General features: G+C 65.7%; 21 protein-coding genes. 8 read left to right on the top strand and 13 right to left on the bottom strand.

Annotation, left to right across the window (positions count from 1 at the left end; genetic code table 11):
• Positions 1-79 precede the first annotated feature (79 nt).
• The 3 genes from MJO54_RS20695 to MJO54_RS20685 are packed head-to-tail and all read left to right on the top strand — an operon-like array spanning position 80 to position 3,137.
• Positions 80-1,207, top strand: coding sequence for a hypothetical protein (locus MJO54_RS20695; RefSeq protein ID WP_240175398.1), 1,128 nt, complete (start codon positions 80-82; stop codon positions 1,205-1,207).
• Between the two features lie 2 nt (positions 1,208-1,209).
• Complete coding sequence (locus MJO54_RS20690; protein ID WP_046283397.1) at positions 1,210-1,992, top strand: SDR family oxidoreductase; 783 nt, start codon at positions 1,210-1,212, stop codon at positions 1,990-1,992.
• Positions 1,992-3,137, top strand: coding sequence for a sulfotransferase family protein (locus MJO54_RS20685; protein WP_046283396.1), 1,146 nt, complete (start codon positions 1,992-1,994; stop codon positions 3,135-3,137). Before MJO54_RS20690 ends, MJO54_RS20685 begins: the two co-directional genes overlap by 1 nt.
• A gap of 55 nt (positions 3,138-3,192) precedes the next feature.
• Here MJO54_RS20685 and MJO54_RS20680 read toward each other — a convergent pair whose 3' ends face one another.
• Both MJO54_RS20680 and MJO54_RS20675 read right to left on the bottom strand, forming a co-directional pair.
• Positions 3,193-3,660 carry a hypothetical protein gene (locus tag MJO54_RS20680; RefSeq protein WP_046283395.1) on the bottom strand — a complete coding sequence of 156 codons (468 nt, stop codon included), beginning with the start codon at positions 3,658-3,660 and terminating at the stop codon, positions 3,193-3,195.
• A 10-nt stretch (positions 3,661-3,670) separates the two neighbouring features.
• Positions 3,671-4,843, bottom strand: a complete 1,173-nt coding sequence (locus tag MJO54_RS20675) for a 3-ketosteroid-9-alpha-monooxygenase, oxygenase component (RefSeq protein WP_046283394.1) — start codon at positions 4,841-4,843, stop codon at positions 3,671-3,673.
• A 112-nt stretch (positions 4,844-4,955) separates the two neighbouring features.
• Between MJO54_RS20675 and MJO54_RS20670 the strand changes: the two genes are divergently transcribed.
• The gene (locus tag MJO54_RS20670; protein WP_046283393.1) at positions 4,956-5,489 is read left to right on the top strand and encodes a gamma carbonic anhydrase family protein; all 534 of its coding nucleotides are present in this window, start codon (positions 4,956-4,958) and stop codon (positions 5,487-5,489) included.
• 114 nt (positions 5,490-5,603) lie between these two features.
• Here MJO54_RS20670 and MJO54_RS20665 read toward each other — a convergent pair whose 3' ends face one another.
• Genes MJO54_RS20665 through MJO54_RS20650 form a run of 4 tightly spaced genes read right to left on the bottom strand, consistent with a single transcriptional unit; the run spans position 5,604 to position 9,277 of the window.
• Positions 5,604-6,014 (bottom strand): nuclear transport factor 2 family protein, encoded by a 411-nt coding sequence (locus MJO54_RS20665; protein ID WP_046283392.1) that lies wholly within the window; start codon positions 6,012-6,014, stop codon positions 5,604-5,606.
• Positions 6,015-6,027: 13 nt separating this feature from the next.
• On the bottom strand, positions 6,028-7,212 hold the full coding sequence (locus MJO54_RS20660; protein WP_046283391.1) for a thiolase family protein: 1,185 nt from the start codon (positions 7,210-7,212) through the stop codon (positions 6,028-6,030).
• Complete coding sequence (locus tag MJO54_RS20655; RefSeq protein WP_064889291.1) at positions 7,212-8,276, bottom strand: thiolase family protein; 1,065 nt, start codon at positions 8,274-8,276, stop codon at positions 7,212-7,214. Before MJO54_RS20655 ends, MJO54_RS20660 begins: the two co-directional genes overlap by 1 nt.
• Positions 8,277-8,284: 8 nt before the next feature.
• A complete protein-coding gene (locus MJO54_RS20650; protein ID WP_064889290.1) occupies positions 8,285-9,277 on the bottom strand; it encodes a Zn-ribbon domain-containing OB-fold protein in 993 nt (330 codons plus the stop codon).
• Positions 9,278-9,335: 58 nt separating this feature from the next.
• Between MJO54_RS20650 and MJO54_RS20645 the strand changes: the two genes are divergently transcribed.
• Both MJO54_RS20645 and MJO54_RS20640 read left to right on the top strand, forming a co-directional pair.
• Positions 9,336-10,367 carry an LLM class F420-dependent oxidoreductase gene (locus MJO54_RS20645; RefSeq protein ID WP_046283388.1) on the top strand — a complete coding sequence of 344 codons (1,032 nt, stop codon included), beginning with the start codon at positions 9,336-9,338 and terminating at the stop codon, positions 10,365-10,367.
• Between the two features lie 66 nt (positions 10,368-10,433).
• The gene (locus tag MJO54_RS20640; protein WP_064889675.1) at positions 10,434-11,984 is read left to right on the top strand and encodes an acyl-CoA synthetase; all 1,551 of its coding nucleotides are present in this window, start codon (positions 10,434-10,436) and stop codon (positions 11,982-11,984) included.
• Between the two features lie 529 nt (positions 11,985-12,513).
• On the opposite strand, the gene MJO54_RS20635 is transcribed toward MJO54_RS20640, so the two are convergent.
• From MJO54_RS20635 to MJO54_RS20620, 4 genes are all read right to left on the bottom strand, one after another.
• Positions 12,514-12,927 (bottom strand): hypothetical protein, encoded by a 414-nt coding sequence (locus MJO54_RS20635; RefSeq protein ID WP_082957398.1) that lies wholly within the window; start codon positions 12,925-12,927, stop codon positions 12,514-12,516.
• 1 nt (position 12,928) lies between these two features.
• Positions 12,929-14,761, bottom strand: a complete 1,833-nt coding sequence (locus MJO54_RS20630) for a putative alpha/beta hydrolase (RefSeq protein WP_240175397.1) — start codon at positions 14,759-14,761, stop codon at positions 12,929-12,931.
• Positions 14,743-15,057, bottom strand: coding sequence for a DUF2563 family protein (locus tag MJO54_RS20625; protein WP_064889681.1), 315 nt, complete (start codon positions 15,055-15,057; stop codon positions 14,743-14,745). Before MJO54_RS20625 ends, MJO54_RS20630 begins: the two co-directional genes overlap by 19 nt.
• Positions 15,058-15,152: 95 nt before the next feature.
• Positions 15,153-15,878 (bottom strand): acetoacetate decarboxylase family protein, encoded by a 726-nt coding sequence (locus tag MJO54_RS20620; protein ID WP_064889683.1) that lies wholly within the window; start codon positions 15,876-15,878, stop codon positions 15,153-15,155.
• A gap of 28 nt (positions 15,879-15,906) precedes the next feature.
• Here MJO54_RS20620 and MJO54_RS20615 point away from each other — a divergent pair, with 28 nt between their 5' ends.
• Positions 15,907-17,136 (top strand): cytochrome P450, encoded by a 1,230-nt coding sequence (locus MJO54_RS20615; RefSeq protein WP_105295670.1) that lies wholly within the window; start codon positions 15,907-15,909, stop codon positions 17,134-17,136.
• Between the two features lie 21 nt (positions 17,137-17,157).
• Here the strand turns inward: MJO54_RS20615 and MJO54_RS20610 are convergent, their stop codons facing one another.
• From MJO54_RS20610 to MJO54_RS20600, 3 genes are all read right to left on the bottom strand, one after another.
• Positions 17,158-18,036 (bottom strand): type IV toxin-antitoxin system AbiEi family antitoxin, encoded by an 879-nt coding sequence (locus tag MJO54_RS20610; protein WP_240175396.1) that lies wholly within the window; start codon positions 18,034-18,036, stop codon positions 17,158-17,160.
• Positions 18,037-18,143: 107 nt separating this feature from the next.
• On the bottom strand, positions 18,144-19,139 hold the full coding sequence (locus MJO54_RS20605) for an NAD-dependent epimerase/dehydratase family protein (RefSeq protein ID WP_064889689.1): 996 nt from the start codon (positions 19,137-19,139) through the stop codon (positions 18,144-18,146).
• Positions 19,139-19,939, bottom strand: a complete 801-nt coding sequence (locus tag MJO54_RS20600) for a crotonase/enoyl-CoA hydratase family protein (protein ID WP_046283379.1) — start codon at positions 19,937-19,939, stop codon at positions 19,139-19,141. The genes MJO54_RS20605 and MJO54_RS20600 overlap by 1 nt, the downstream gene beginning before the upstream one ends.
• A gap of 69 nt (positions 19,940-20,008) precedes the next feature.
• Between MJO54_RS20600 and MJO54_RS20595 the strand changes: the two genes are divergently transcribed.
• Entirely contained in the window at positions 20,009-21,661 is a 1,653-nt protein-coding gene (locus MJO54_RS20595; protein ID WP_046283378.1) for a medium/long-chain-fatty-acid--CoA/3-oxocholest-4-en-26-oate--CoA ligase, read from the top strand.
• Positions 21,662-21,722: the final 61 nt, after the last annotated feature.

Here is a 21,722-nt window from a genome sequence, read left to right as displayed (position 1 = left end):
ACCGTCTAAAGTCGGTTCGAGATATCTACCATCTCGGTCCAATATTGAACCAATCGACGATCTGTGAGGTGTTGCAGCGATGTACTCCGAACCCCTTTCGGCCGCGATCGCCGAGGCGGAGAAGCTGGTCGCCGCCGCCCCGCACATCGAGACCGAGGCCGATCTGCTCGAGGGCCTGCAGTACCTGGCCGGCGGCGTTGAGGCGTGCGTACACGCTGCCTTCAACAGCGAGCGCGACCATCCGTTCTTGCTGTCGGGCACCGGGCCGTTCACCAAGATGGGCCTGGACAACCCCGACACGCTGTACTTCGGCACCGTCGTGCGTCCCGGCAACGACTACATCGTGCAGGGCACCCGGGGAACCACGACCGACCTCAGTTTCCAGTTGCTCGGCGGCGAATACACCGACGACAACGTCCCTGCCAGTGAGGCCGCCTTCGACGACCGCGAACTCGACGTTGCCGCCGACGGCACCTTCACCTGGCGCTTCCAGCCGACGAAGCCGGCGCAACTGGTGATCCGCGAGGTCTACAACGACTGGTCCGCTCAGCGCGGAACCCTCTCGATCGCCCGGACCGACACCGAAGGCACCGCCCCGCCGGTGTTGACCCCGCGGCTCATCGAGAAGCGTTATGCGGCAGCGGGAAAGCAGCTGATCAACCGCATCAAGACCTGGTTGGCCTTCCCCCAGTGGTTCTACCTCAACCTCCCGGTCAACACCATGGTGGCGCCGCGCCTCACGCCGGGCGGTCTGGCCACTCAGTACTCGTCGGCCGGGCACTACGACCTGGAACCCGGGCAGGCCCTGGTCATCACCCTGCCGGTGTCGGATGCGCCGTACCTGGGGTTCCAGCTGGGCAGCCTGTGGTACATCTCGCTGGATTACATCAACCACCAGACCTCGCTGAACGGCACTCAGGCGCAAGCCGATCCGGACGGCAAGATCCGGATCGTGGTCTCCGACACCGATCCCGGGGTCACCAACTGGGTCGAGACCCTGGGTCATCGGCGCGGCTTCCTGCAGTTCCGCTGGCAGCGGGTGTCGCGGCAACTGACCGAGGCCGACGGCCCGACCGTGGAGCTGATCGACGTGGACAACGTTGCGGCGGCGCTGCCGTTCTACGAGCACAACAAAATTTCACAAGAGGACTGGCGAGCGCGTATCGCGCTGCGGCAGCGGCAAATCGCTAACAGGATGCTGGGGTAGAGATGACCGGATTGCTCAACGGCAAAGTCGTGGTGATCAGCGGTGTCGGGCCGGGGCTCGGCAGCACGATGGCCAATCGGTTCGCGGCCGAGGGCGCCGATCTGGTGCTGGTCGCGCGCAGCGCCGATCGCCTGGAAGAGGTGGCCAAGCAAGTCAGGGCCGCCGGGCGTCGCGCCCTGGTGGTCCCGGCCGACATCACCGAGGACGACCAGGTAGCGCACCTGGTGGAGGCCGCCTCGGCCGAGTTCGACCACATCGACGTGTTGATCAACAACGCCTTCCGGGTGCCATCGATGAAGCCATTGGCGCAGACCACGTTTCAGCACATCCGCGACGCCATCGAGCTCAGCGGGCTCGGCGCGCTGCGCCTGACCCAGGGCTTCACGCCGGCGCTGGCCGCAGCTAACGGCTCGATCGTCAACCTGAACTCGATGGTGATCCGGCATTCGCAGCCCAAGTACGGGGCCTACAAGATGGCCAAGGCCGCGCTGCTGGCGATGTCGCAGTCGCTGGCATCCGAACTGGGCGAGCAGGGCATCCGCGTCAACTCCGTTGCACCCGGATACATCTGGGGCGACACTTTGCAGAGCTACTTCGCCCACCAGGCCGGCAAGTACGGCACCACCGTCGAGCAGATCTATGCGGCCACCGCCGCGAACTCCGACCTGAGGCGGCTGCCCACCGAGGACGAGGTGGCCTCCGCGGTGCTGTTCTTGGCCAGCGATCTGGCCAGTGGCATCAGCGGCCAGGTCATCGACGTCAACTGCGGGGAGTACCACAACTGATGACCGCTCGTACGAACGTCGGCACCGTCGAGGATCTGCACGCCTCGGCCATCAAGATGGTGGGTCTGGACGACTTCGGCCCCGACGACGACAACTACCGCGAAGCGCTCGGCGTGCTGCTGGACTCGTATCAGACCGAGGCCGACCTCACCGAGCTGGGCAGCAAGATGAATCGGTTCTTCCTGCGTAGTGCGCTGGTGGCCCGGTTGCTGTCGCAGGCCGGCTGGAATGCGAACCCCGAGTACACCCAGGTCGGCATCGAGCGGCCGATCTTCGTCACCGGGCTGCCCCGCACCGGAACCACCGCGTTGCACCGGCTGCTGGGCGCCGACCCGGTGCACCAGGGGTTGGAGATGTGGCTGGCAGAGTTCCCGCAGCCGCGGCCGCCACGCGAAACCTGGGACAGCAACCCGGTTTTCACCCAGATGCAGGACCAGTTCGCCCGGCACCATGACGAGAATCCGGACTACACCGGGCTGCACTTCATGACCGCCGACGGCTTGGAAGAGTGCTGGCAGCTGCTGCGCCAGTCGCTGCACTCGGTGTCGTACGAGACCCTGGCGCACCTGCCGAGCTACTCGCGCTGGCTCTCCGAACAGGACTGGATCCCGTCGTACCAACGGCACCGCCGAAACCTGCAACTGATCGGGCTCAACGACCCGGGCAAGCGCTGGGTGCTCAAGAACCCCAGTCACCTGTTCGCGCTGGACGCGATCATGGCGGTTTACCCCGATGCGCTTATCGTGCAGTGCCATCGGCCAGCCGAGACCATCATGGCGTCGATGTGTTCGCTGGCCCGGCACACCACCGAAGGCCAGTCGAACACCTTCGTGGGCGCCCGGATCGGCGCCGACGAGATGGAGACCTGGGCTCGCGGTCTGGAGCTGTTCAACACTCAACGCGCCCACTATGACCAGGCGCAGTTCTGCGATATCGATTACAAGGAGTTCGTCGCCGACCCGCTGGCCACCGCCGCGAGTATCTACGAACGCTTCGGCTTGCCGCTCTCCGACGAGGCACGCCAGGCCATGGCCGACGACTACGCCGCGAGCAAGACCGGCCCGCGCGCACCGAAGCACGAGTACTCCCTGGCCGACTATGGATTGACCGCCGAGCAGGTCCGGGAGCGCTTCGCCGGCCTGTGAGACGGGCCTACGCGAAAGCCCCCTCCGATGCCGTCGGAGGGGGCTTTCGCGTAGCTCAGTCGATGCCGTCGCCGGGCGGGGGAGCGCTGGACCGCTCCTCCAGATGGCCCTCGGCAACCGCGTGCGCAATGCTCTTCGACAGCTTCGGGCACCCCCGGCTACGGCTGCTGCCGTGGCCGGCCTCGCGTTCGGCGGCGAAATGGGCGCACTGCTTCACCGCTGCCGAATTCCATTGCACCGAGGTGTATCCGGGCCCCAGCTTCTTTACCTCGACGGTGGCGGTGCAGTGCCGGCATTCCACCGGCATCAGACCCGAATGCAGGTAGCGGTCGGTATCCCGTTCGGTCGCAGCACGAATCGCCTCGTAGCGCTCCGGATCGACCGGAAACAGCGGTTGCCGTGAGTAGCGGGTGTCGGGCCCGTCGTCATCGGAGTCGCCGTGCTCGCCGTGATCGTCGTGCGGGCCGTAGAACATCAGCATGGACCGGGCCAGCTCGCCGGCGTCGGGAACCTCGCGGGCCATGGCGCCAGTCCTACTCTGCGTTAACGGTTTCGGAAGCCTTTGCGGCTTTCGCTTCCTCTTCCTGCACCCGCAGGTTCTCGGCGACCTCCGCGTTCCACTTCTCGTTGGCCACCGTCGCGTCGATCTCGATCTCGTAGCGATCGGTCATCTCCGAGGTGACGTCGGCAGCGTCGACGTAGAACTGCGAGTACCACCGGCGCAGCTGGTAGACCGCACCGTCTTCCTCGACCAGCAGCGGGTTCTCGATCCGGCTCTTGTGTGTCCAGATCTCGACGTCCTGCAGGAAGCCCTTGCTGACGCCGTCGGTCATGGCGTCGGCGATCTTCTCGGTGGTCGCGTCGTCGAGGCCCTTGGGCTTCTGCACGATGACGCCCCACATCAGCCGGAACTGGTCCTGGCTGATCGGGTAGTGGCAGTTGATCAGGATCGACTCGGCCTTGAAACCGCCGTAGCTGTTGTGCAGCCAGTTGATCATGAACGACGGACCGAAGTAGGAGGCCTCGGAGTCCAATTCCGAACCGCCGTAGCTGGTGCCCAGGCCGGGCACGTCGGAGCGCCCGACGTTGTGCAGGTACTGCGAGGCGATGTGGCCCTCGAAGACGTTCTTGAAGGAGGTGGGCAGCCCGTAGTGGATGTAGAAGAAGTGTGCGAAGTCGGTGACGTTGTCGATGATGTCGCGGCAGTTGGAGTCGATCACCATCGAGTTCCAGCGCCAGTCGGTCCACTCGCCGCTGGACCACTCGGGGATCTCCGGGATTCGCACCTCGTCCGGCGGCGGGTTGCCCTCCGGGTCGTTGTACATGAACAGCAGCCCGCCGCGCACATCGGTCGGGAAGGACTGGGTGCGCGCAACGCGCGGGGTCCGCTTGGAGTAGGGCACCAGCTTGCAGCGCCCGTCGCCGCCCCAGCGCCAGTCATGGAACGGGCAGGCGACCTCGTCGCCCTTGATCTCACCGCGGCTCAGGTCCCCGCCCATGTGGCGGCAGTAGGCGTCGAGCACGTGCAGCTCGCCCTGTGAGTCGGCGAAAACCACCAGCTTGGCGCCGAACGCGTGAATGGAGTGCGGCTTGCCGTCCTGGAAGTCCTTCACCGGGCCCAGGCAGTGCCAGCCACGCGCATAGCGGTCCGGCAGTGTTCCGGTATCGATGTGGCGGACGCCGACCTCGGCGTTGTCAGTGCTCACCTGTTGCCTCCAACTCTTCGCTTCTAACTAGAACACGTTACAGTTTTGACGCCTGTTTGCGCAATAAGCCCTGTTGGTTCGGGGTCTTTGGTCCCTGGTATATACCTGAACAATGCAGCTGTTCTCCTTCAATAGTCGCTCGCCGCGGATCGACCCCACCGCCTTCGTCGCTCCCACCGCCACGCTCATCGGCGACGTCACCATCGAAGCCGGGGCCTCGGTGTGGTTCGGCGCCATCTTGCGCGCCGACGACGCCCCCATCGTGGTCCGCGAGGGGGCCAACGTGCAGGACGGCTCGGTGCTGCATGTGCCGCCGGGCGTCCCGGTGGACATCGGCCCGGGCGCGACGATCGCCCACATGTGCCTGATCCATGGCGCCAACATCGGTGCCGAGGCATTGATCGGCAACCACGCCACGGTGCTCGACGGCGCGGTGATCGGCAGTCGCAGTCTGGTTGCGGCCGGCGCGACGGTGCTCGCCGGCACAAAGATCCCGGCCGGGGTGCTGGTGACCGGCTCGCCTGCCGTCGTCAAGGGCCCGATCGCGGGAACCGGCGCCGAGATGTGGATCAACGCCAACCCGCCGTACTACCGCGATCTCGCGCAGCGTTATCGCGAAGGCATGGAGCCGGTTACGCCGGAGTGATCGGCTCCTACGGCGCACCGCTGTGCCGAGCCCGTGCGGCGAGTGGGAAATCCACGACGCTGAATCGGCGTGTCGCGTCGTGAGATTAAATCTCGACGACGGACGCTGCCGCGCCTAGAGCTTGCGGGCCGTCTTGGCTGCGCGGTCCAGCTCCCAGTAGGCGCGCAGCGCCACCAGTTCACCCTTTTCGTTGGCCCGGTAGGTGAATACACCCTCGGTGACGATCTGGTGGCCACCCATGGTGATGGTGATGTTTCCCGTGTTGGCTTCCTCGTCACCGCACTGGAAGGTGTCGGAGAAGTTGAATTCGATCTTGTCGGTGCTGGCGATCGCGTTGTCCCAGAACTTCGAGATCGCGTCACGGCCGCGGTGGCCCTTGCCCTCGGGGTCGAAGTGCGACGGTCCGATCGGGTCTTGCACGATCGCGTCGTCGGCGAAGTTTGCCAGCCAGGCGTCCTTGTCGCGGGCTGCTACCGCGTCACGGGAGCGCTTGCCGGCGAGGTGGGCGGGGTGATCTGCATTCATGCGGGTGTGCCTCTCACTTGGCGGGTTTGTCGGCTGGCTTGTCAGAGGAGACCACCCACATCGAGTAGTACTGCGAGCCGCCACCGTAGGCGTGGCCCAGCGCCTTGCGGGCGTTCGGAACCTGGTGGTCGCCGGCCTTGCCCATCACCTGGATCGCCGACTCGGCGAACCGGATCATGCCCGAGGCGCCGATCGGGTTGGACGACAGCACCCCTCCGGAGGCGTTGAACGGGATCTTGCCATCGATCGCGGTCTCGCCGGCCTCGGTGAGCTTCCAGCCTTCGCCTTCGGGAGCGAACCCCAGATTCTCCAGCCACATCGGCTCGAACCAGGAGAACGGCACATACACCTCGGCGCAGTCGATCTCGTCGATCGGGCTGGTGATACCGGCTTCCTTCCACAGTGCGGCTGCAGCGTCCCGGCCGGCCTGCGGATTGACCTGATCGCGACCGGAGTAAGCCAGTGGCTCGGTGCGCAGCGCGGTGGCGTGGATCCAGGCCACCGGATGCCCTTCGGCGATCCGCGCGTCAGCGATCTGTTCGTCGCCGATCACCATTGCAGCGGCACCGTCGGATGACGGGCAGGTCTCATCGAAACGGATGGGATCCCACAGCATCTGGGATGCCATCACCTTCTCGAGGGTGATGTCCGGTTGATGCAGGTGCGCCAGTGGGTTGCGGGCACCGTTGAGCCGGTCCTTGACCGCGACCATCGCGCCGATATGTGTCGGCGCGCCGGAGCGGCGAATGTATGCGCGCACGTGTGGGGCGAAGTAGCCGCCGGCGCCGGCCCCGACCGGCTTGGTGAACGGTACCGGGATGCTCAGTGCCCACATGGCGTTGGACTCCGACTGCTTCTCCCAGGCCATGGTCAGCACGCGCCGGTACTTGCCGGACTTGACCAGGCTGGCCGCCACGACCGCGGTCGACCCGCCCACCGAACCGGCGGTGTGCACCCGGATCAGCGGCTTGCCGGTGGCGCCAACAGCATCAGCCATGAACAACTCGGGCATCATCACGCCCTCGAAGAAGTCCGGTGCCTTACCGACCACCACCGCGTCGATGTCGTCGAACGTCGAGCCTGAATCGGCCAGCGCACGGTCGATGGCCTCACGCACCAGGCCGTTCATCGAGACGTCCTGGCGCTTGGCGACGTACTTGGTCTGCCCGGTGCCCAGCACCGCAGCGAGTTGGCCCATCAGTTGCGTCCTTCCATCACCGCGACCAGGTTCTGTTGCAGCGCCGGGCCGCTGGTGGCATGCGCCAGCACGCGGCCGGCCGAACGGTTGAAAATGTGCTGCGCGGCGAAGCCGATGCGCTCCAGTCCGGCGACGAACATCGGGTTGGCCGCCAAGGCCCCACCGGACAGGTTCACCTTCGTCTTCGACGGCAACCGCATCGCCTCGGTCAGGATCAGGTGCTGATGGGTGAACGGCGCGTGGATCTCGGCGACGTCCACCGCGGGCATGTCGTCGCCGCTCGCCGCGCGCGCCGAGGCGGTGGTCGACGGCGACCGGGTCAGGTCCCGGCTTCCCAGCACCGGTGACTCGATGCGGTGCTCGAAACCGGTTATCCAGGCCGGGTTTTCGCACAGTTCACGGGCCTTGTCGCCGGCGGCCAGGACGATCGCGGCAGCGCCATCGGTGATCGGTGCGATGTCGTGGCGGCGCAGCGGGTCGGCGAAGAACGGGCGCCCCAGCAAGTCGTCGAGGTTGGCCGACGGCTCCACCGAATCCACCCGGTCGGCGACCGCGAACGAATCCAGTGCCACCCGCGCCATCTGCTCGGCGGTCCATTGGCCGCCGTCCAGGCCAAGCCGGGCCTGCAGAGCTGCGATCGAGACCGAGTCCGGCCACAGCGGCGCAACGGTATAGGGGTCGGTCTGCAGGGCCAGGATCCGGCGCAGTTGGCCGGCCGAGGACTTGCCGAAGCCGTAGGCCAGCGCGGTGTCGACCTCGCCGGTCAACACCTTGATGTAGGCCTCATACAGTGCCCACGCGCCGTCCATCTCCACATGCGACTCGTTGATCGGCGGAACCGCGCCGATCGAGTCGATCGCCGAGATGAACGAGAAAGCGCGTCCGGCAAGGTAATCCGATGAACCGGAGCACCAGAAGCCGATGTCGGTCTGAGCGATTCCCAGCTCGGAGTACAACTGAGCGAAACACGGCATCAACATCTCGACGCCGTTGGTGGTGCCGTCGGTGCGGCGAACGTGCGGGGCGTGGGCGAAGCCCACCACCGCGACATCGCGTTGCGTCATGCTGCCCCTCACAGGTGGTGCTTGTAGGTGTCGTAGTCGGCGTCCGGTTCGCCGGTAGGCCGGAAGTACTCGATGTTGTCGATGCCCAGGCCCCACTCCTCGCGGGGCTTCCACACCGCCTCGACGCGCATGCCCATCCGTACCTCGTGGGCGTCGATGTCCGAAACAAGGTGCAGGAAGGGGATATCGGCGCCGTCGAGCAACACATAGGCGGCCACATAGGGCGGTTTGATGCGCTGCCCGGCGAACGGGATGTTGATGATGGCGAAGGTCGTCACGGTGCCCTTGTCCGGCAGCTCGACGAAGTTGTCCAGCGGCAGACCGGTGGCCGGGTCGGCCTCCTTGGGCGGGAAGTACAGCTTGCCGTCGGTGCCGGTGCGCGCCCCGAGCAACTTGCCTTCCTGCAAGGCGCGCAGATAGGCGCTCTCCGGCAGCGAGGCGGTGTGCTGGATCTCCAGGCTGGACGGGATCACCACCATGGTCACCGGGTCGCGCTCATCGGGGGTGTCGGCCACCGGTTCGGCGTCCTCACCGATCGCGAAGTAGGCGATGTCGGTGATCGCGCCGACGGTCTCGTCGGCCCAGTGCGCGTGCACCCGGGTGCCGACACTGATGTCCTTGGCGCTCTCGGCCGCCACCGCGTGCAGCAGCGGCACGTCGGCGCCGTCGAGCTTGATCAGCGCCCAGGCGAACGGGGTGTCCAGCGGTTGGCCTTCCAACGGGGCCGGCTGCCAGGACCACGAGACCACGGTGCCGACGCTGCTCACCGGTACGATCTCGGTGAGCGGTTCGTAGCTGACCGGGTCATACTCGGCCGGCGGCACGTACACCCGACCGTCGGAGCCACGTACGCCGACGATGCGGCGCTCACGCAGAGCGGTGAAGAACGCGCCCAGAACGGGGCCGACTGAACGTGTGTAGTCGAAGGACAACTTCAGCGGCGCAGAGAGGGGTGGCTCATGCTCATCGATCTGCGCGCGGTTGCTTTGGCTGGCAGTCACGGCATCGAGTAGAACAGGTTCTAACAATGGTGGCAAGCAGGCAATCGAGGAGCCAAGGATGAAGCTGGGACTGCAACTCGGATATTGGGGCGCGCAGCCGCCGACCAACCACGCCGAACTGGTGGGCGCAGCCGAGGACGCCGGCTTTGACGCGGTCTTCACCGCCGAGGCGTGGGGCTCCGATGCCTACACGCCGCTGGCCTGGTGGGGCTCGTCGACATCACGGGTTCGGTTGGGCACCTCGGTGGTTCAGCTGTCGGCACGTACCCCGACCGCCTGTGCGATGGCTGCCTTGACCTTGGACCACCTCTCCGGTGGCCGCCACATCCTGGGCTTGGGCGTGTCCGGTCCGCAGGTGGTGGAGGGCTGGTACGGCCAGCGCTTCGGTAAGCCGCTGGCGCGCACCCGCGAGTACATCGACATCCTGCGCCAGGTGTGGGCTCGCGAGGCCCCGGTGACCAGCGCCGGCCCGCACTACCCGCTGCCGATCAGCGGCGAGGGCAGCACCGGGCTGGGCAAGGCACTCAAGCCGATCACCCACCCGCGTCGGGCCGACATCCCGGTGATGCTGGGCGCCGAAGGCCCGAAGAACATCGCGATGGCCGCCGAGATCGCCGACGGCTGGCTGCCGATCTTCTACGCGCCGCGGCTGGCCGACATGTACAACGAGTGGCTCGACGAGGGCTTCGCCCGACCGGGCGCGCGGCGTACCCGGGAAACCTTCGAGATCTGCGCGACGGCCAACATCGTCATCACCGAGGACCGTGCCGCGGCGTTCGCGGCGATGAAGCCCTACCTGGCGCTTTACATGGGCGGCATGGGCTCGGAGGACACCAACTTCCACGCCGAGGTCTACCGCCGGATGGGCTACGGCGAGGTCGTCGACGACGTGACCAAGTTGTTCCGCAGTGGGCAAAAGGACAAGGCCGGCGAGATCATCCCTGACGAGCTGGTGGACGACGCCGCGATCGTGGGCGACGTCGACTACGTCCGTAAGCAGATCAAGGTCTGGGAGGCCGCCGGCGTCACCATGATGGTGGTCACTGGACGCAGCACCGAGCAGATTCAGCAGCTGGCCTCGCTGGTTTAGTACGGTTCGGCGTGCGGCGCCGTTCCCACCTTGCGGGCAGACTAGAACGCGTTCTAGATTGGCCGAATGAGTGAAGCCGGCCTGTGGAACATTGCCCGTGACACCCCCGACGCCGTCGCCGTGGTCGACGTCCACGGTGGTCAGCTGACCTACGGGGAGCTGGCCGCCCGTGCCGACCGCTACGGCCGCGGCCTGCAGGCGATGGGCCTGGAGCCTGGCGACGTGCTGGTGATGGTGCTGCCGAACATCGTCGACACGCTCGCGGTGTACTTCGCCGCCATGCAGACCGGGCTCTACATCGTGGCCATCAACTGGCACCTCACCGGTCCGGAGATCGGCTACATCCTCTCCGACAGCGGTGCGAAAGTTGTTGTCGCCCACGAGCGGTTCGCCGAGGCGTCCAAGATCGCCGCGGACGAGGCCGGCCTGCCCGCGCAGGGGCGCTTCGCTGTCGGCGACATCGAGGGGTTCGCCCCGCTGTCCACCTTGGGCGCCGACGAGCCGGCGACTCGGCCCGACGTCCGCACCATGGGCGCCGCGATGCTCTACACCTCCGGCACCACCGGCAAGCCCAAGGGCGTCAAGCGTCCGCTGACCGGCGCCGACCCGGATGCGGTTCCGGTTGCCTCGGCCGGCTTCTTCGCGCTCTATGACCTGTTGCCGTTCGACAACCACGTACACATCTGTGGCTCGCCGCTGTATCACACTGCGGTGCTGAACTTCTCGTCGATCTCCATCCAGCTGGGCCACAAGGTGGTGCTGATGGACAAGTGGGACCCCGAAGAGATGCTGGCGCTGATCGCCGAGCACAAGGTCACCCACAGCCACATGGTGCCCACCCAGTTCCGTCGGCTGTTGGCGCTGCCCGCCGAGGTGCGCGAGCGCTACGACATGTCCTCGCTGCGCAACATGATCCACGGCGCGGCACCATGCCCGCCCGAGGTCAAGCGTCAGATGCTGGACTGGTGGGGTCCGGTGATCACCGAGTACTACGCCGCCACCGAGGGCGGCGGCACCAAGATCAGCGGCGCCGAGTGGCTGACCCACCCGGGTTCGGTGGGCAAGGCCTGGCCGTATTCGGTGGTCAAGGTGCTCGACGACGAAGGCAACGAGCTGCCGTCCGGCGAGGTCGGCACCGTCTACATGCAGATGGGCGGCTCCACCTTCGCCTACCACAACGACCAGAAGAAGACCGAGGAGAACCGTGCCGGTGACCTGTTCACCGTCGGCGACGTCGGCTATTTGGATGAGGACGGCTATCTGTATCTGCAGGACCGCAAGACCAACATGATCATCTCCGGCGGGGTCAACGTCTACCCGGCCGAGATCGAGAACGAGCTGATCATCCACCCGAAGGTGCTCGACGTCGCGGTGTTCGGGGTGCCCGACGAGGAATGGGGCGAGGCGATCAAGGCCGTCGTCCAGCCGGCCGAGGGCGTGACCGGAGATGACGCGCTGACCGCCGAGCTGATGGAGTACGCGGCGGCACGGCTGGCAAAGTTCAAGCTGCCCAAGTCGATTGACTACATCGCGGAGATGCCGCGTGATCCCAACGGCAAGCTGTACAAGCGCAAGCTGCGCGACCCGTATTGGGAGGGGCGGGACGCCAAGATTTAGGGGTGGTTCCTCTACGCCGCTGGCCGACGCGGTCGCCTTTATCGCAGAAGCTCTGCTCTGCCCATCTGTTCGATCTCGTCAACAGATCTCGACATCACATGACTGAAGATGGTGCTGTAAGGCTGTCCTAGAATCGCACTCCCGGCAGGCGATTTGATCTCTGTTCTCTATTGGTTTTCGGTCGGCGCTACCGTGACCTCACTGCTGAACCCCATCTTGTACAGCCCGGCGCCCAGTGCTCTGGAGGCAAGCCTGGGGCACGCCGTGGATATCCAACGCACGATCAGGTACTTCTCTGCCAGGTTAAACGAAACTTGGCTACTCCGCGTGACCGCTGTCGACGGTCATTGGCGGTATCGATCAACCACCAGCGGCCGTCCCGGTACACATGTACCGAATAGTCATTGGACGTGAACAAGAGCTCACAATCGTCGCAGGTCACCGACACTGCCACGTCAGCGAGGGTTGCCCTTGGTGCCCATTCAATCCACGTTGCCGTGAGGCGCGCAAAGTCTGTCGTGGTTTTCCTTTAAGGCGGTCCGAATAGCTCCGTAGCCTTCATTTCTTCCAAGCCGATTAGGGCTTTGCAAGAAGGTTCTACGCGTGCATCAACGAACAGTGCTTCCACTCGTTCCTTATTGTGACTCAGCCAAGTTGCAAGCTCATCAGTGAGTAGCGTGCTGCGCTCTTCCACGCCGTCCAGATACTGTCGAATCGTCGTGAGTCTAAACCAATTTTCTGCGGTATCAAGGCGGGTTGGGGCGACCGCTACGTAGACCTGCCCTCTATCGTTAATTAGCTGCCAGCTGGTTGTGTCACCAGTCATCCGTAACGACGCATTCTCGGCAGGAGAGCCGGTGGTCATGGAGTTGGTGATTCGGTATTTGGGATCCAGATACAGCGCTTGAAGGTGCTTTAGGAATAATTCGAGTAACCGCGTCATTTTACCCGCTCCCTAGGCCTGGTCGAATCAAGGTATTACCGCTGCGCACATATCCGTGAGATTCGAGATACCTGATCTCGGCGCCAGTGTAGCTGTCTTGCCGGATCATGCGAAATGGGACTGACAACGTAATTCTATCGCGATTGGCGATGGCGGCATCAAGTACGTGCTGGTTTGCGGCGAGTCGCTCCGTTTCGGTCGCTGCGTTCCATGCTTCTTGCCCTATGTCGAAGTAGCTGGCGCCGTGTGCCCGTGCGACGTCAATGTAGGACGGGCCGCTGATTGGCCGAAATGGTCCGAGGACGGTTTCACCGCTGCCGGTGAGGTGCTGTTCGGACAAGACCCGAAGCTCCGGGCTCATGTGATCGAGCGGGCTTTCCAAGGTGAACGCCGGCCACGATGTCATCGGTTCGGACGGAAGTGGATGAGGAACGTGCGGACCGGCGTCCGGCAGCGGGTGTTCGTGGATGGGCGCTGGGCTGTGTTCGGCGGTAGCGGCGGGTGGAATGTGATCGCCACTGGTGGTGACCGGAGCGTGCACGCCGGGGTGGTGGATGGCGAGATCGTCGACGGCGGCCTGCGCACGGATTTCGGCCTGGGTGATCGCGCGCGGCAGCACGTTGTCGGCGCTCAGGCCGGCAGCGCTACCGCCGCTGGTTTCGAGGGCTTCGCGGGCGAGCAGGGACCGCATGCCTTGCCAGCCGGCTTCGACGCCGGCCTTGCCTGCGGTGACCGCGGGCCCGGCGCCCACCGCGGTGAAGATGACGTTCTGCAGCAGCGCGTCGTCGGGGGTGACGCGGCCCGGGTCAAGGAACCGGGAGGCGGCCAGCTTGCCGTCCTGATAGCTGAAGTAGGCGCCACTGCCGGCGCCGGCGCCTTGGTCGTAGATCTCGCCGCTGCCGTTTTTCAGGGTGCCGGTCACCACCATCTTCTGGCCCTCGAGGGTGTAGGCGAATGACACGGCGCCGTCGGGACCAAGGTGCACCGAGGCGGGATCGATGGTCGAGTAGTCGGGGATCTTGCCCAGGTCATCGAGGGCATCGGCGAGGTTCTTCTTCAAGGCCGGCAGCCGCGTCATCGCCTCCTGGGCCGCGTCGCTGCCGGCACCCTGCTGGTAAGCCTTGGCCGTGGCGTCGTCGACGGCTTTTTGGGCGGCCCGGACCCGGGCCATGGCATCGAGCACCGCTTGGTCGTTGGCGCGCAACAGCTCCTCGAACGCGGACTGGTCGCCCGGCGCGCTCGGGGCGGGACTGAGGGGGCCACCCAGCGGTGCCCGGTCGTAGCCGTGGGAGAGCAGCTTGGTTGTCGAAATCTGAAGTATTCCGGCGTAGTCGTCGCGGAGCTTTTCGATCTGATGCAAGATGCCGGCGGTGTCGTCGATGGCCACCTGTTCCAATTCGGCGGTGTCGAGGTGGGCTTCCCGGTACATGCCGATGCGGTTGTCGATGTCTTGAAGCTGGATCTCCAGCGCGTTGATCTTCGCGGCCGCGGACTTCTGTGCCTCGGCCAGCGCGGCTGCGATCATTTCCAGGTCGGTGCCGATCGCGGTGAGTTGGGTTTGTTGCAGGTGCAAGGTGTCGGTGGCGCGTTGTACTTCGCGTGAGTCGTTGATCGGGTGCTCGCCGTTCTCCCGGTTCCAAGCCGTCTGGAAGCGTTGGCGGGCTTGGGCGAACGCCGCGCTGGACGCGGCGGTACACGCGCCGGCGTTGTGGAATGCCTGCGCGAGCTCATCGACAGCGGCCGGGTTACCACTTCGCAGGGTGTTGTTGGCCTGCCACGGGTCACCGCCGGCGGCATCGATGAGCAGCGGCAGGCTTATGTAGCGGAGTTGCACCGCACCGCACGAAGTTCGGCCGCGTTGTGCTGATCCATACCGACAAATGCCCGCCGGGCGTGATGTGCCTTGTCGGCGACATCGGCCAAGACCCGGCGCTGATCGTTGAGGGTGGTGACGTGGTCGCTATGGCGGGTCGAAATTGCCTGATGAAAGGCGTCGGCTGCGCCGAAACTGCCGAAGATTCCCGCTGCCACCGCAGTCTGATCCAACGACGCCGCGCCCGCCTGGGCGAGGTCCGCGGCGCTGTGAGAATGGGTTGCCCCGTCGGTCAGCATCGCCGGATCGACGAACATCGTGACTCCTCTATTGCGTCAGCTGTGAATCAACGTTGACAGCCGGTCGTGCGGGCGTCAATTCACCGAGGAGAATGGCCGAAGTTCGTGGAGCGTTAGCTGCCGATCACCTGCGCGTCGCCGAAGGTCATCTCGACGCGGCCCACGGTCGACGACATCATTGGCCGCCTGGGCAGGCCTAGTGCGGCCAGCTCGCGGGCGTACGGGTGGGTGCCCAGCCGCAGCGTGGTGCCGCCCAGCGACCCACGCACTTTCGAAATCCGCATCTCCCAAGGCACTTGGCGGGTAACGCCGTCGAGGTGGCTGAATGCTTGGAGCACCCGGGGCTTCGACGTGAACAGCCCCGGAACCGGCAGCCCGCGACCGAATTCCATGGTGGCGATGTGCTGGCCGTCAGCGGCGACATCGAAACCCAACTGCCGGCCGTCGCGAACGGTGAAGTCCGCCATGATCTTCGGGAATCCCCAGATGGTGCGTCCGGCCTCGAGGGTGAACTCCTGGTCGACCGGCAGGTGGTGGATGAACGCGCCGGCCGAGCCCAATGCCCGCCAGCCGCTGGCCTCGGTCCCCGGCGGGTTGACCATCACCGCGGTCCCGAACTCCAGGTACTTACCCAGGTCGCCGTCGATGTAGCGGGCCAGCATCAAGTTGACCACCGCGCGTCCCGGCTGCTGCTGGAAGACCTGTAGGCCGCTGTAGTCGATCATCGCCTGCGCGGCGTCCGCGGGCACCGAAAACATTGCGGAATGCACATCCGCATGACGGATGCGGACCGGCATGGTAAGCACAGTGCCAGCGATGGTGTGCTGTGAAAGAGCCATGACTCCCACTGTAATCCGGAGGACGCCAATGACCGAGGTAATGGCCGATGCGAAGCCGGCCACCAAGCCTGATGTCGATCTGACCGACGGTACGTTCTACGCCGACGGGGGTGCTCGTGGCGCCTACGGCTGGATGCGGGCCAACGAGCCGGTGTTCCGGGACCGCAACGGGCTGGCCGCGGCGTCGACCTATCAAGCGGTGATCGACGCCGAACGCACGCCCGAGGTGTTCTCCAATGCCGGCGGCATCCGTCCCGATCAACCGGGCTTCCCGTACATGATCGACATGGACGACCCCGCGCACCTGTTGCGTCGCAAGCTGGTCAACGCCGGATTCACCCGCAAACGCGTGCACGCCCAGCTGCCGTCGATCGAGACATTGTGCGACACCCTCATCGATGCGGTGTGCGAGCGCGGTGAATGCGACTTCGTCCGTGACATCGCCGCCCCGCTACCGATGGCGGTGATCGGTGACATGCTCGGCGTACTGCCCGAAGAACGATCGATGCTGCTGCGGTGGTCAGACGACCTGGTGGCTGGGCTGAGTTCACACCTGGATCCGGAATCGGCGACGGCTCAGGCGGTCATGGCGGCGTTCGCCGGCTGGACCGAATTCACCAGGAACACCATCACGAAACGGCGGGCCGAGCCCACCGACGACCTGTTCTCCGTGCTGGTCAACGCCGAGGTTGACGGCGCACAGATGACCGACGACGAGATCATCTTCGAGACGCTGTTGATCCTGATCGGCGGTGACGAGACCACTCGGCACACCCTGTCCGGTGGCACGGCGCAGCTGTTACGCCACCTCGATCAGTGGGAGTTGCTGCAGCGCGAGCCCGATCGGTTGCCGGTGGCGATCGAGGAGATGCTGCGGTGGACCTCGCCGGTGAAGAACATGTGCCGCACCCTGACCCGCGACACCGAGTTCCACGGCACGCAGCTGCGCGAGGGCGAGAAGATGCTGCTGCTGTTCGAGTCGGCCAACTTCGACGAGTCGGTGTTCGACGAGCCGGAACACTTCGACGTCACCCGAGACCCCAACAGTCACGTGGCATTCGGCTTCGGCACGCACTTCTGCCTGGGCAACCAGCTGGCCCGGCTGGAATTGCGGCTGATGACACAGCGGATCTTGCAGCGGCTGCCGGATCTGCGGTTGGCGTCCGGTGACGCGTTGCCGCTGCGCCCGGCGAACTTCGTTAGTGGCCTGGAATCGATGCCGGTGGTATTCACCCCGAGCAAACCGGTGCTGACGTAGTCGTCTTCGCCGAGCGTGTAATCAGGCCGGATATTTCGCCGCGGAAATCTCGGGCTCAGTACACGTTCGGCGAGTCCAGGCATCGCTGACTCGGCCGATGATCCCGGCTTCGGTGTCTTCGACGGTGATCCGGATATCGATCCAGCCGAGTTGGGCCATGGTTTCGTGGCGCCTGATGCCCTTGTTGAATGCCGCGCGAGTGATCCGGTGGTGCTCACCTTCGTAATCGACAGCGACTTTGATGTCCTCCCAACCCATGTCCGCGACGGCAGCAAGCTGGCCGTACTCGTCGTAGACCGGAATCTGGGTTTGCGGCTGGGGAAATCCTGCCCGAATCAGCAAGAGTCGCAACCAGGTTTCGCGGGGTGACTCGGCGCCGCCGTCGGCGAGTTCCAGCGCCATCCGTGCACGGCGGATCCCTCGGCGGCCGCGGTAGCGCTCGGCCAATACCTCGACATCGGCCATCGTGAGGCGGGTTGCGCGGGCGAGTGCGTCGATGGCCGCGACGGCCCGCCCGAACGGATAGCGGCAGGCGAGATCTAAGGCGGTGCGGGCCGGCGTGGTGGCAGGCAAGCCCCCGATCAGCTGCACTTCATCAGCCTGTACTCGGTCCGACCAGCTCCGGACACCCCGGGGCGGGCGCCGGCAGTCGTAGAGCAACTCGGCTGGGGCGCGATCGTCAACCCACTTGGCACCGTGCAGCGCGGCAGCGGATTGGCCGGCGATCACCGCGCGCCGACGTGACCACAGCCATGCGGCGCGTGCTCGCGACACGGCGGTGAGCTCCGGTCCGGCCGGGACGTAGACGTCCGGATGGATCGCGGTGAATCGGCTCCGCAAGGCGTACGGCGTCAGCCGCCCGGTCCGCACGGCTTCGCTGCCCAGGAACGGTGTCACCATGGCGGGATTCTGCCAACGACCTCTGACACGAACGCCGAACGCGCACTGGTTGCGAAAATCCGGCCGGAATTTCGCAGTGGTTACACGTTCGGCGAAAGAGGGGCTGATTACACGTTCGGCGGGGAGGGGAGGGGTGCCCGCAGCGACTCCACGATCGCGTCCACAGGCGACCGCCACGCCAGGCCCAGATCGGCCAGCGTGGCCGAGTCGTCGGTCGGGGTGGCCGAGGTCAGCAGCCAGGCCGCCTCGTAGCTCAGCGACTCGGGCAGCGGCAGCAGCTTGCTGGCCAGGTCGCTGACCCGGCCGATGCCCTTGAAGAGGCTGGGAGCAATAGGGATTCGCCGCACCGGCGCACCCAAACCCTGCTCCACCGCGGCGATCATCTCGTCGAAGCTGACCATGATGCCACCGCACAGATAGCGATGCGGACCGCGTCCGGGACGCATCAGCGCCTCGTGCACCAACCCGATGTCGCGGACGTCGACCATCGCCATGCCGCCGCGCACCACCGGCGCCACCCGGTACTTCACGATCGGCGCCCAGCCTCGCTCGGTGACCCCGGGCGCGGTGTGAAACGCCGGTCCGACGACGCTGGAGGGATAGGTGACCACGACCGGAGCGCCCTCGTCCTGCAGTCGGCGGGCCACCCGCTCGCCGTAGGCCTTGGTACGGGCATACGCACTGCGCCCGGGCACGGTGGGCGAGTCCGGGCCGATGATCCCGTTCGGCGGCGGGAAGAGCGCGCTGTAGGAACTGACCGACACCACCGGGTCCAGGCCGGCGGCCACGGCGCGGGTCAGGATCGCTTCGGTGGCGTAGGCGTTGATGTCCCACATCAACTTTTCCTGGCGGTCGTTGGTGCCGACCACCCCGGCGGCATGCAGCACCGAGTCGCAGCCATCCAACAGCGCAGCCACCACGGCGGTGTCGCGGATGTCGCCGTCGAGCACCTCCAGCGCGCCCAGTTCCCGCAGCCGGGGAATGACCGGCTCGTCACCGCAGCCCGGTGCGACCAGTAGCCGCACCGAGTGCCCGGCTTCCAGCAGGGTCTTGACCGTGTGGGCGCCGAGGTAGCCGGTGCCGCCGGTGACTGCGATCCGCATCAGCGGTTCTTGAACTCGGGCTTGCGCTTCTCGGCGAACGCCCGCGGTCCTTCCTTGGCGTCCTCGCTCAAGAACACCTTGATGCCGATCTTGGTGTCGATCTGGAAGGCCTCGTTCTCGTGCAGGCCTTCGGTCTCGTGGATGGTGCGCAGCATCGCCTGCACCGCCAGCGGGCCGTTGTTGTTGATCTGCTCGGCGATCTCCAGCGCCTTGTCCAGCGCGGAGCCGTCCGGCACCACATGCCCGATCAGGCCCATCTCCAGCGCCTCGGCGGCGGTGATGTGGCGACCGGTGAACAGCAGGTCACAGGCCATGGTGTAGGGAATCTGGCGGACCAGCCGCACCGCGGAGCCGCCCATCGGGTACAGGCTCCACTTGGCCTCGGAGATGCCGAACTTGGCGCTCTCGCCGGCGATGCGGATGTCGGTGCCCTGCAGGATCTCGGTGCCTCCGGCGATGGCCGGGCCTTCCACCGCGGCGATCAACGGCTTGGTCAGCCGGCGACCCTTGAGCAAGCCGTCGATTCGTGACGGGTCGTAGCTGCCGTCTTTGAACGAGTCGCCCGGCGCCTTCTTGTTGGCCGCCTTGAGGTCCATGCCCGCGCAGAAATAACCACCGGCGCCGGTCAAGATGCACGAGCGGATGTCGTCGTCGTTGTCGACGCGGTCCCAGGCCTCGACCATGATCGCGAGCATTTCGCCGGAAAGAGCGTTGCGGGACTCCGGCCGGTTCAGGGTGACGATCAGCGTGTGTCCGCGCTGCTCAACGAGGGCGTGGGGCTGTTCTGACGACTCGCTCACCGGCGTCCGCCTTTCCGGGTTGGAACCTCGACTTGAAATCGAAATGTAACACGTTCTAGTTTGTGTGTTGTGGCTCTCAACATCGCCGACTTAGCCGAACACGCCATCGACGCCGTACCGGATCGGGTTGCCCTGATCTGTGGGCCTGACGAGCTGACCTACGGGCAGCTGGAGGAGAAGGCCAACCGGCTGGCCCACTACCTCATCAGCCAGGGCGTCAAGAAGGACGACAAGGTCGGCCTGTATTGCCGAAATCGCAACGAGATCGTCGTCGCGATGCTCGGCATCATCAAGGCCGGCGCCATCCTGGTCAACGTCAACTTCCGCTACGTCGAGGGCGAACTGCGCTACCTGTTCGACAACTCGGACATGGTCGCTCTGGTTCACGAGCGCCAGTACGCCGACCGGGTCGCCAACGTGCTGCCCGACACCCCGAACGTCAAGACCATCCTGGTGGTCGAGGACGGCAGCGATCTGGACTACCAGCGCTACGGCGGCGTGGAGTTCGAGGCCGCACTGGCGCAGAGCTCGCCGGAGCGGGACTTCGGACCGCGCAGCGCTGACGACATCTACCTGCTCTACACCGGTGGCACCACCGGCTTCCCCAAGGGCGTGATGTGGCGCCACGAGGACATCTACCGGGTGCTGTTCGGCGGCACCGACTTCGCCACCGGCGAGCCGATCGCCGACGAATACGACCTGGCCAAGCAGGCCGTCGCCAACCCGCCGATGGTCCGCCACCCGATCCCGCCGATGATCCACGGCGCCACCCAGTCGGCGACCTGGATGTCGTTGTTCAGCGGCCAGACCGTGGTTCTGGCACCGGAATTCGACGCCGACGCGGTGTGGCGCACCATTCACGACCACAAGGTCAACCTGTTGTTCTTCACCGGCGACGCGATGGCGCGCCCGCTGCTGGACGCGCTGTTGGCCCACCAGGACGCTGGAAACGAGTACGACCTGTCGTCGCTGTTCCTGCTGGCGTCCACCGCGGCGCTGTTCAGCCCGAGCATCAAGGAACGCCTGCTGGAGTTGCTGCCCAACCGGATCATCACCGACTCCATCGGATCCTCGGAGACCGGTTTCGGCGGCACCAGCATCGTCGCCAAGGGTGAAGCGCACACCGGCGGGCCGCGGGTCACCATCGACAAGACCACCGTGGTGCTCGACGACGACGGCAACGAGGTCCAGCCCGGCTCGGGCGTGCGGGGCATCATCGCCAAGCGCGGTCACATCCCGGTCGGCTACTACAAGGACGAGAAGAAGACCGCCGAGACGTTCCGCACCATCAACGGCGTGCGTTACGCGATCCCCGGCGACTTCGCGCAGGTCGAGGCCGACGGCAGCGTGACCATGCTGGGCCGCGGCTCGGTGTCGATCAACTCCGGTGGCGAGAAGATCTACCCCGAAGAGGTCGAGGCCGCCCTCAAGACCCACCCCGACGTCTTCGACGCGCTGGTGGTCGGGGTGCCCGATGCCCGCTACGGCCAGCATGTGGCGGCGGTGGTGCAGGCGCGCGGCGACGCACGGCCTTCGCTGGAGGAGATCAACGCCTGCGCGCGTACCGAGATCGCCGGCTACAAGGTGCCCCGCAGCCTGTGGTTCGTCGACGAGGTCAAGCGTTCCCCGGCCGGCAAACCCGACTACCGCTGGGCCAAGGAGCAGACCGAAGCCCGTCCCGCCGACGAGGTGCACGCCAAGCATGTGGCGGCAGAGAGCTAATTCACCGAATCTTTTGACGGTGAGCCGCTCCCAGTGAACCGGTGCCCGGGCTAGTCTCTGT

The sequence above is a fragment of the Mycolicibacter virginiensis genome (assembly GCF_022374935.2).
In the GTDB taxonomy this organism is placed as follows: domain Bacteria; phylum Actinomycetota; class Actinomycetes; order Mycobacteriales; family Mycobacteriaceae; genus Mycobacterium; species Mycobacterium virginiense.
Note: the sequence above shows the minus strand (reverse complement) of the source record. Positions and strands in the feature narration are given on the sequence as shown.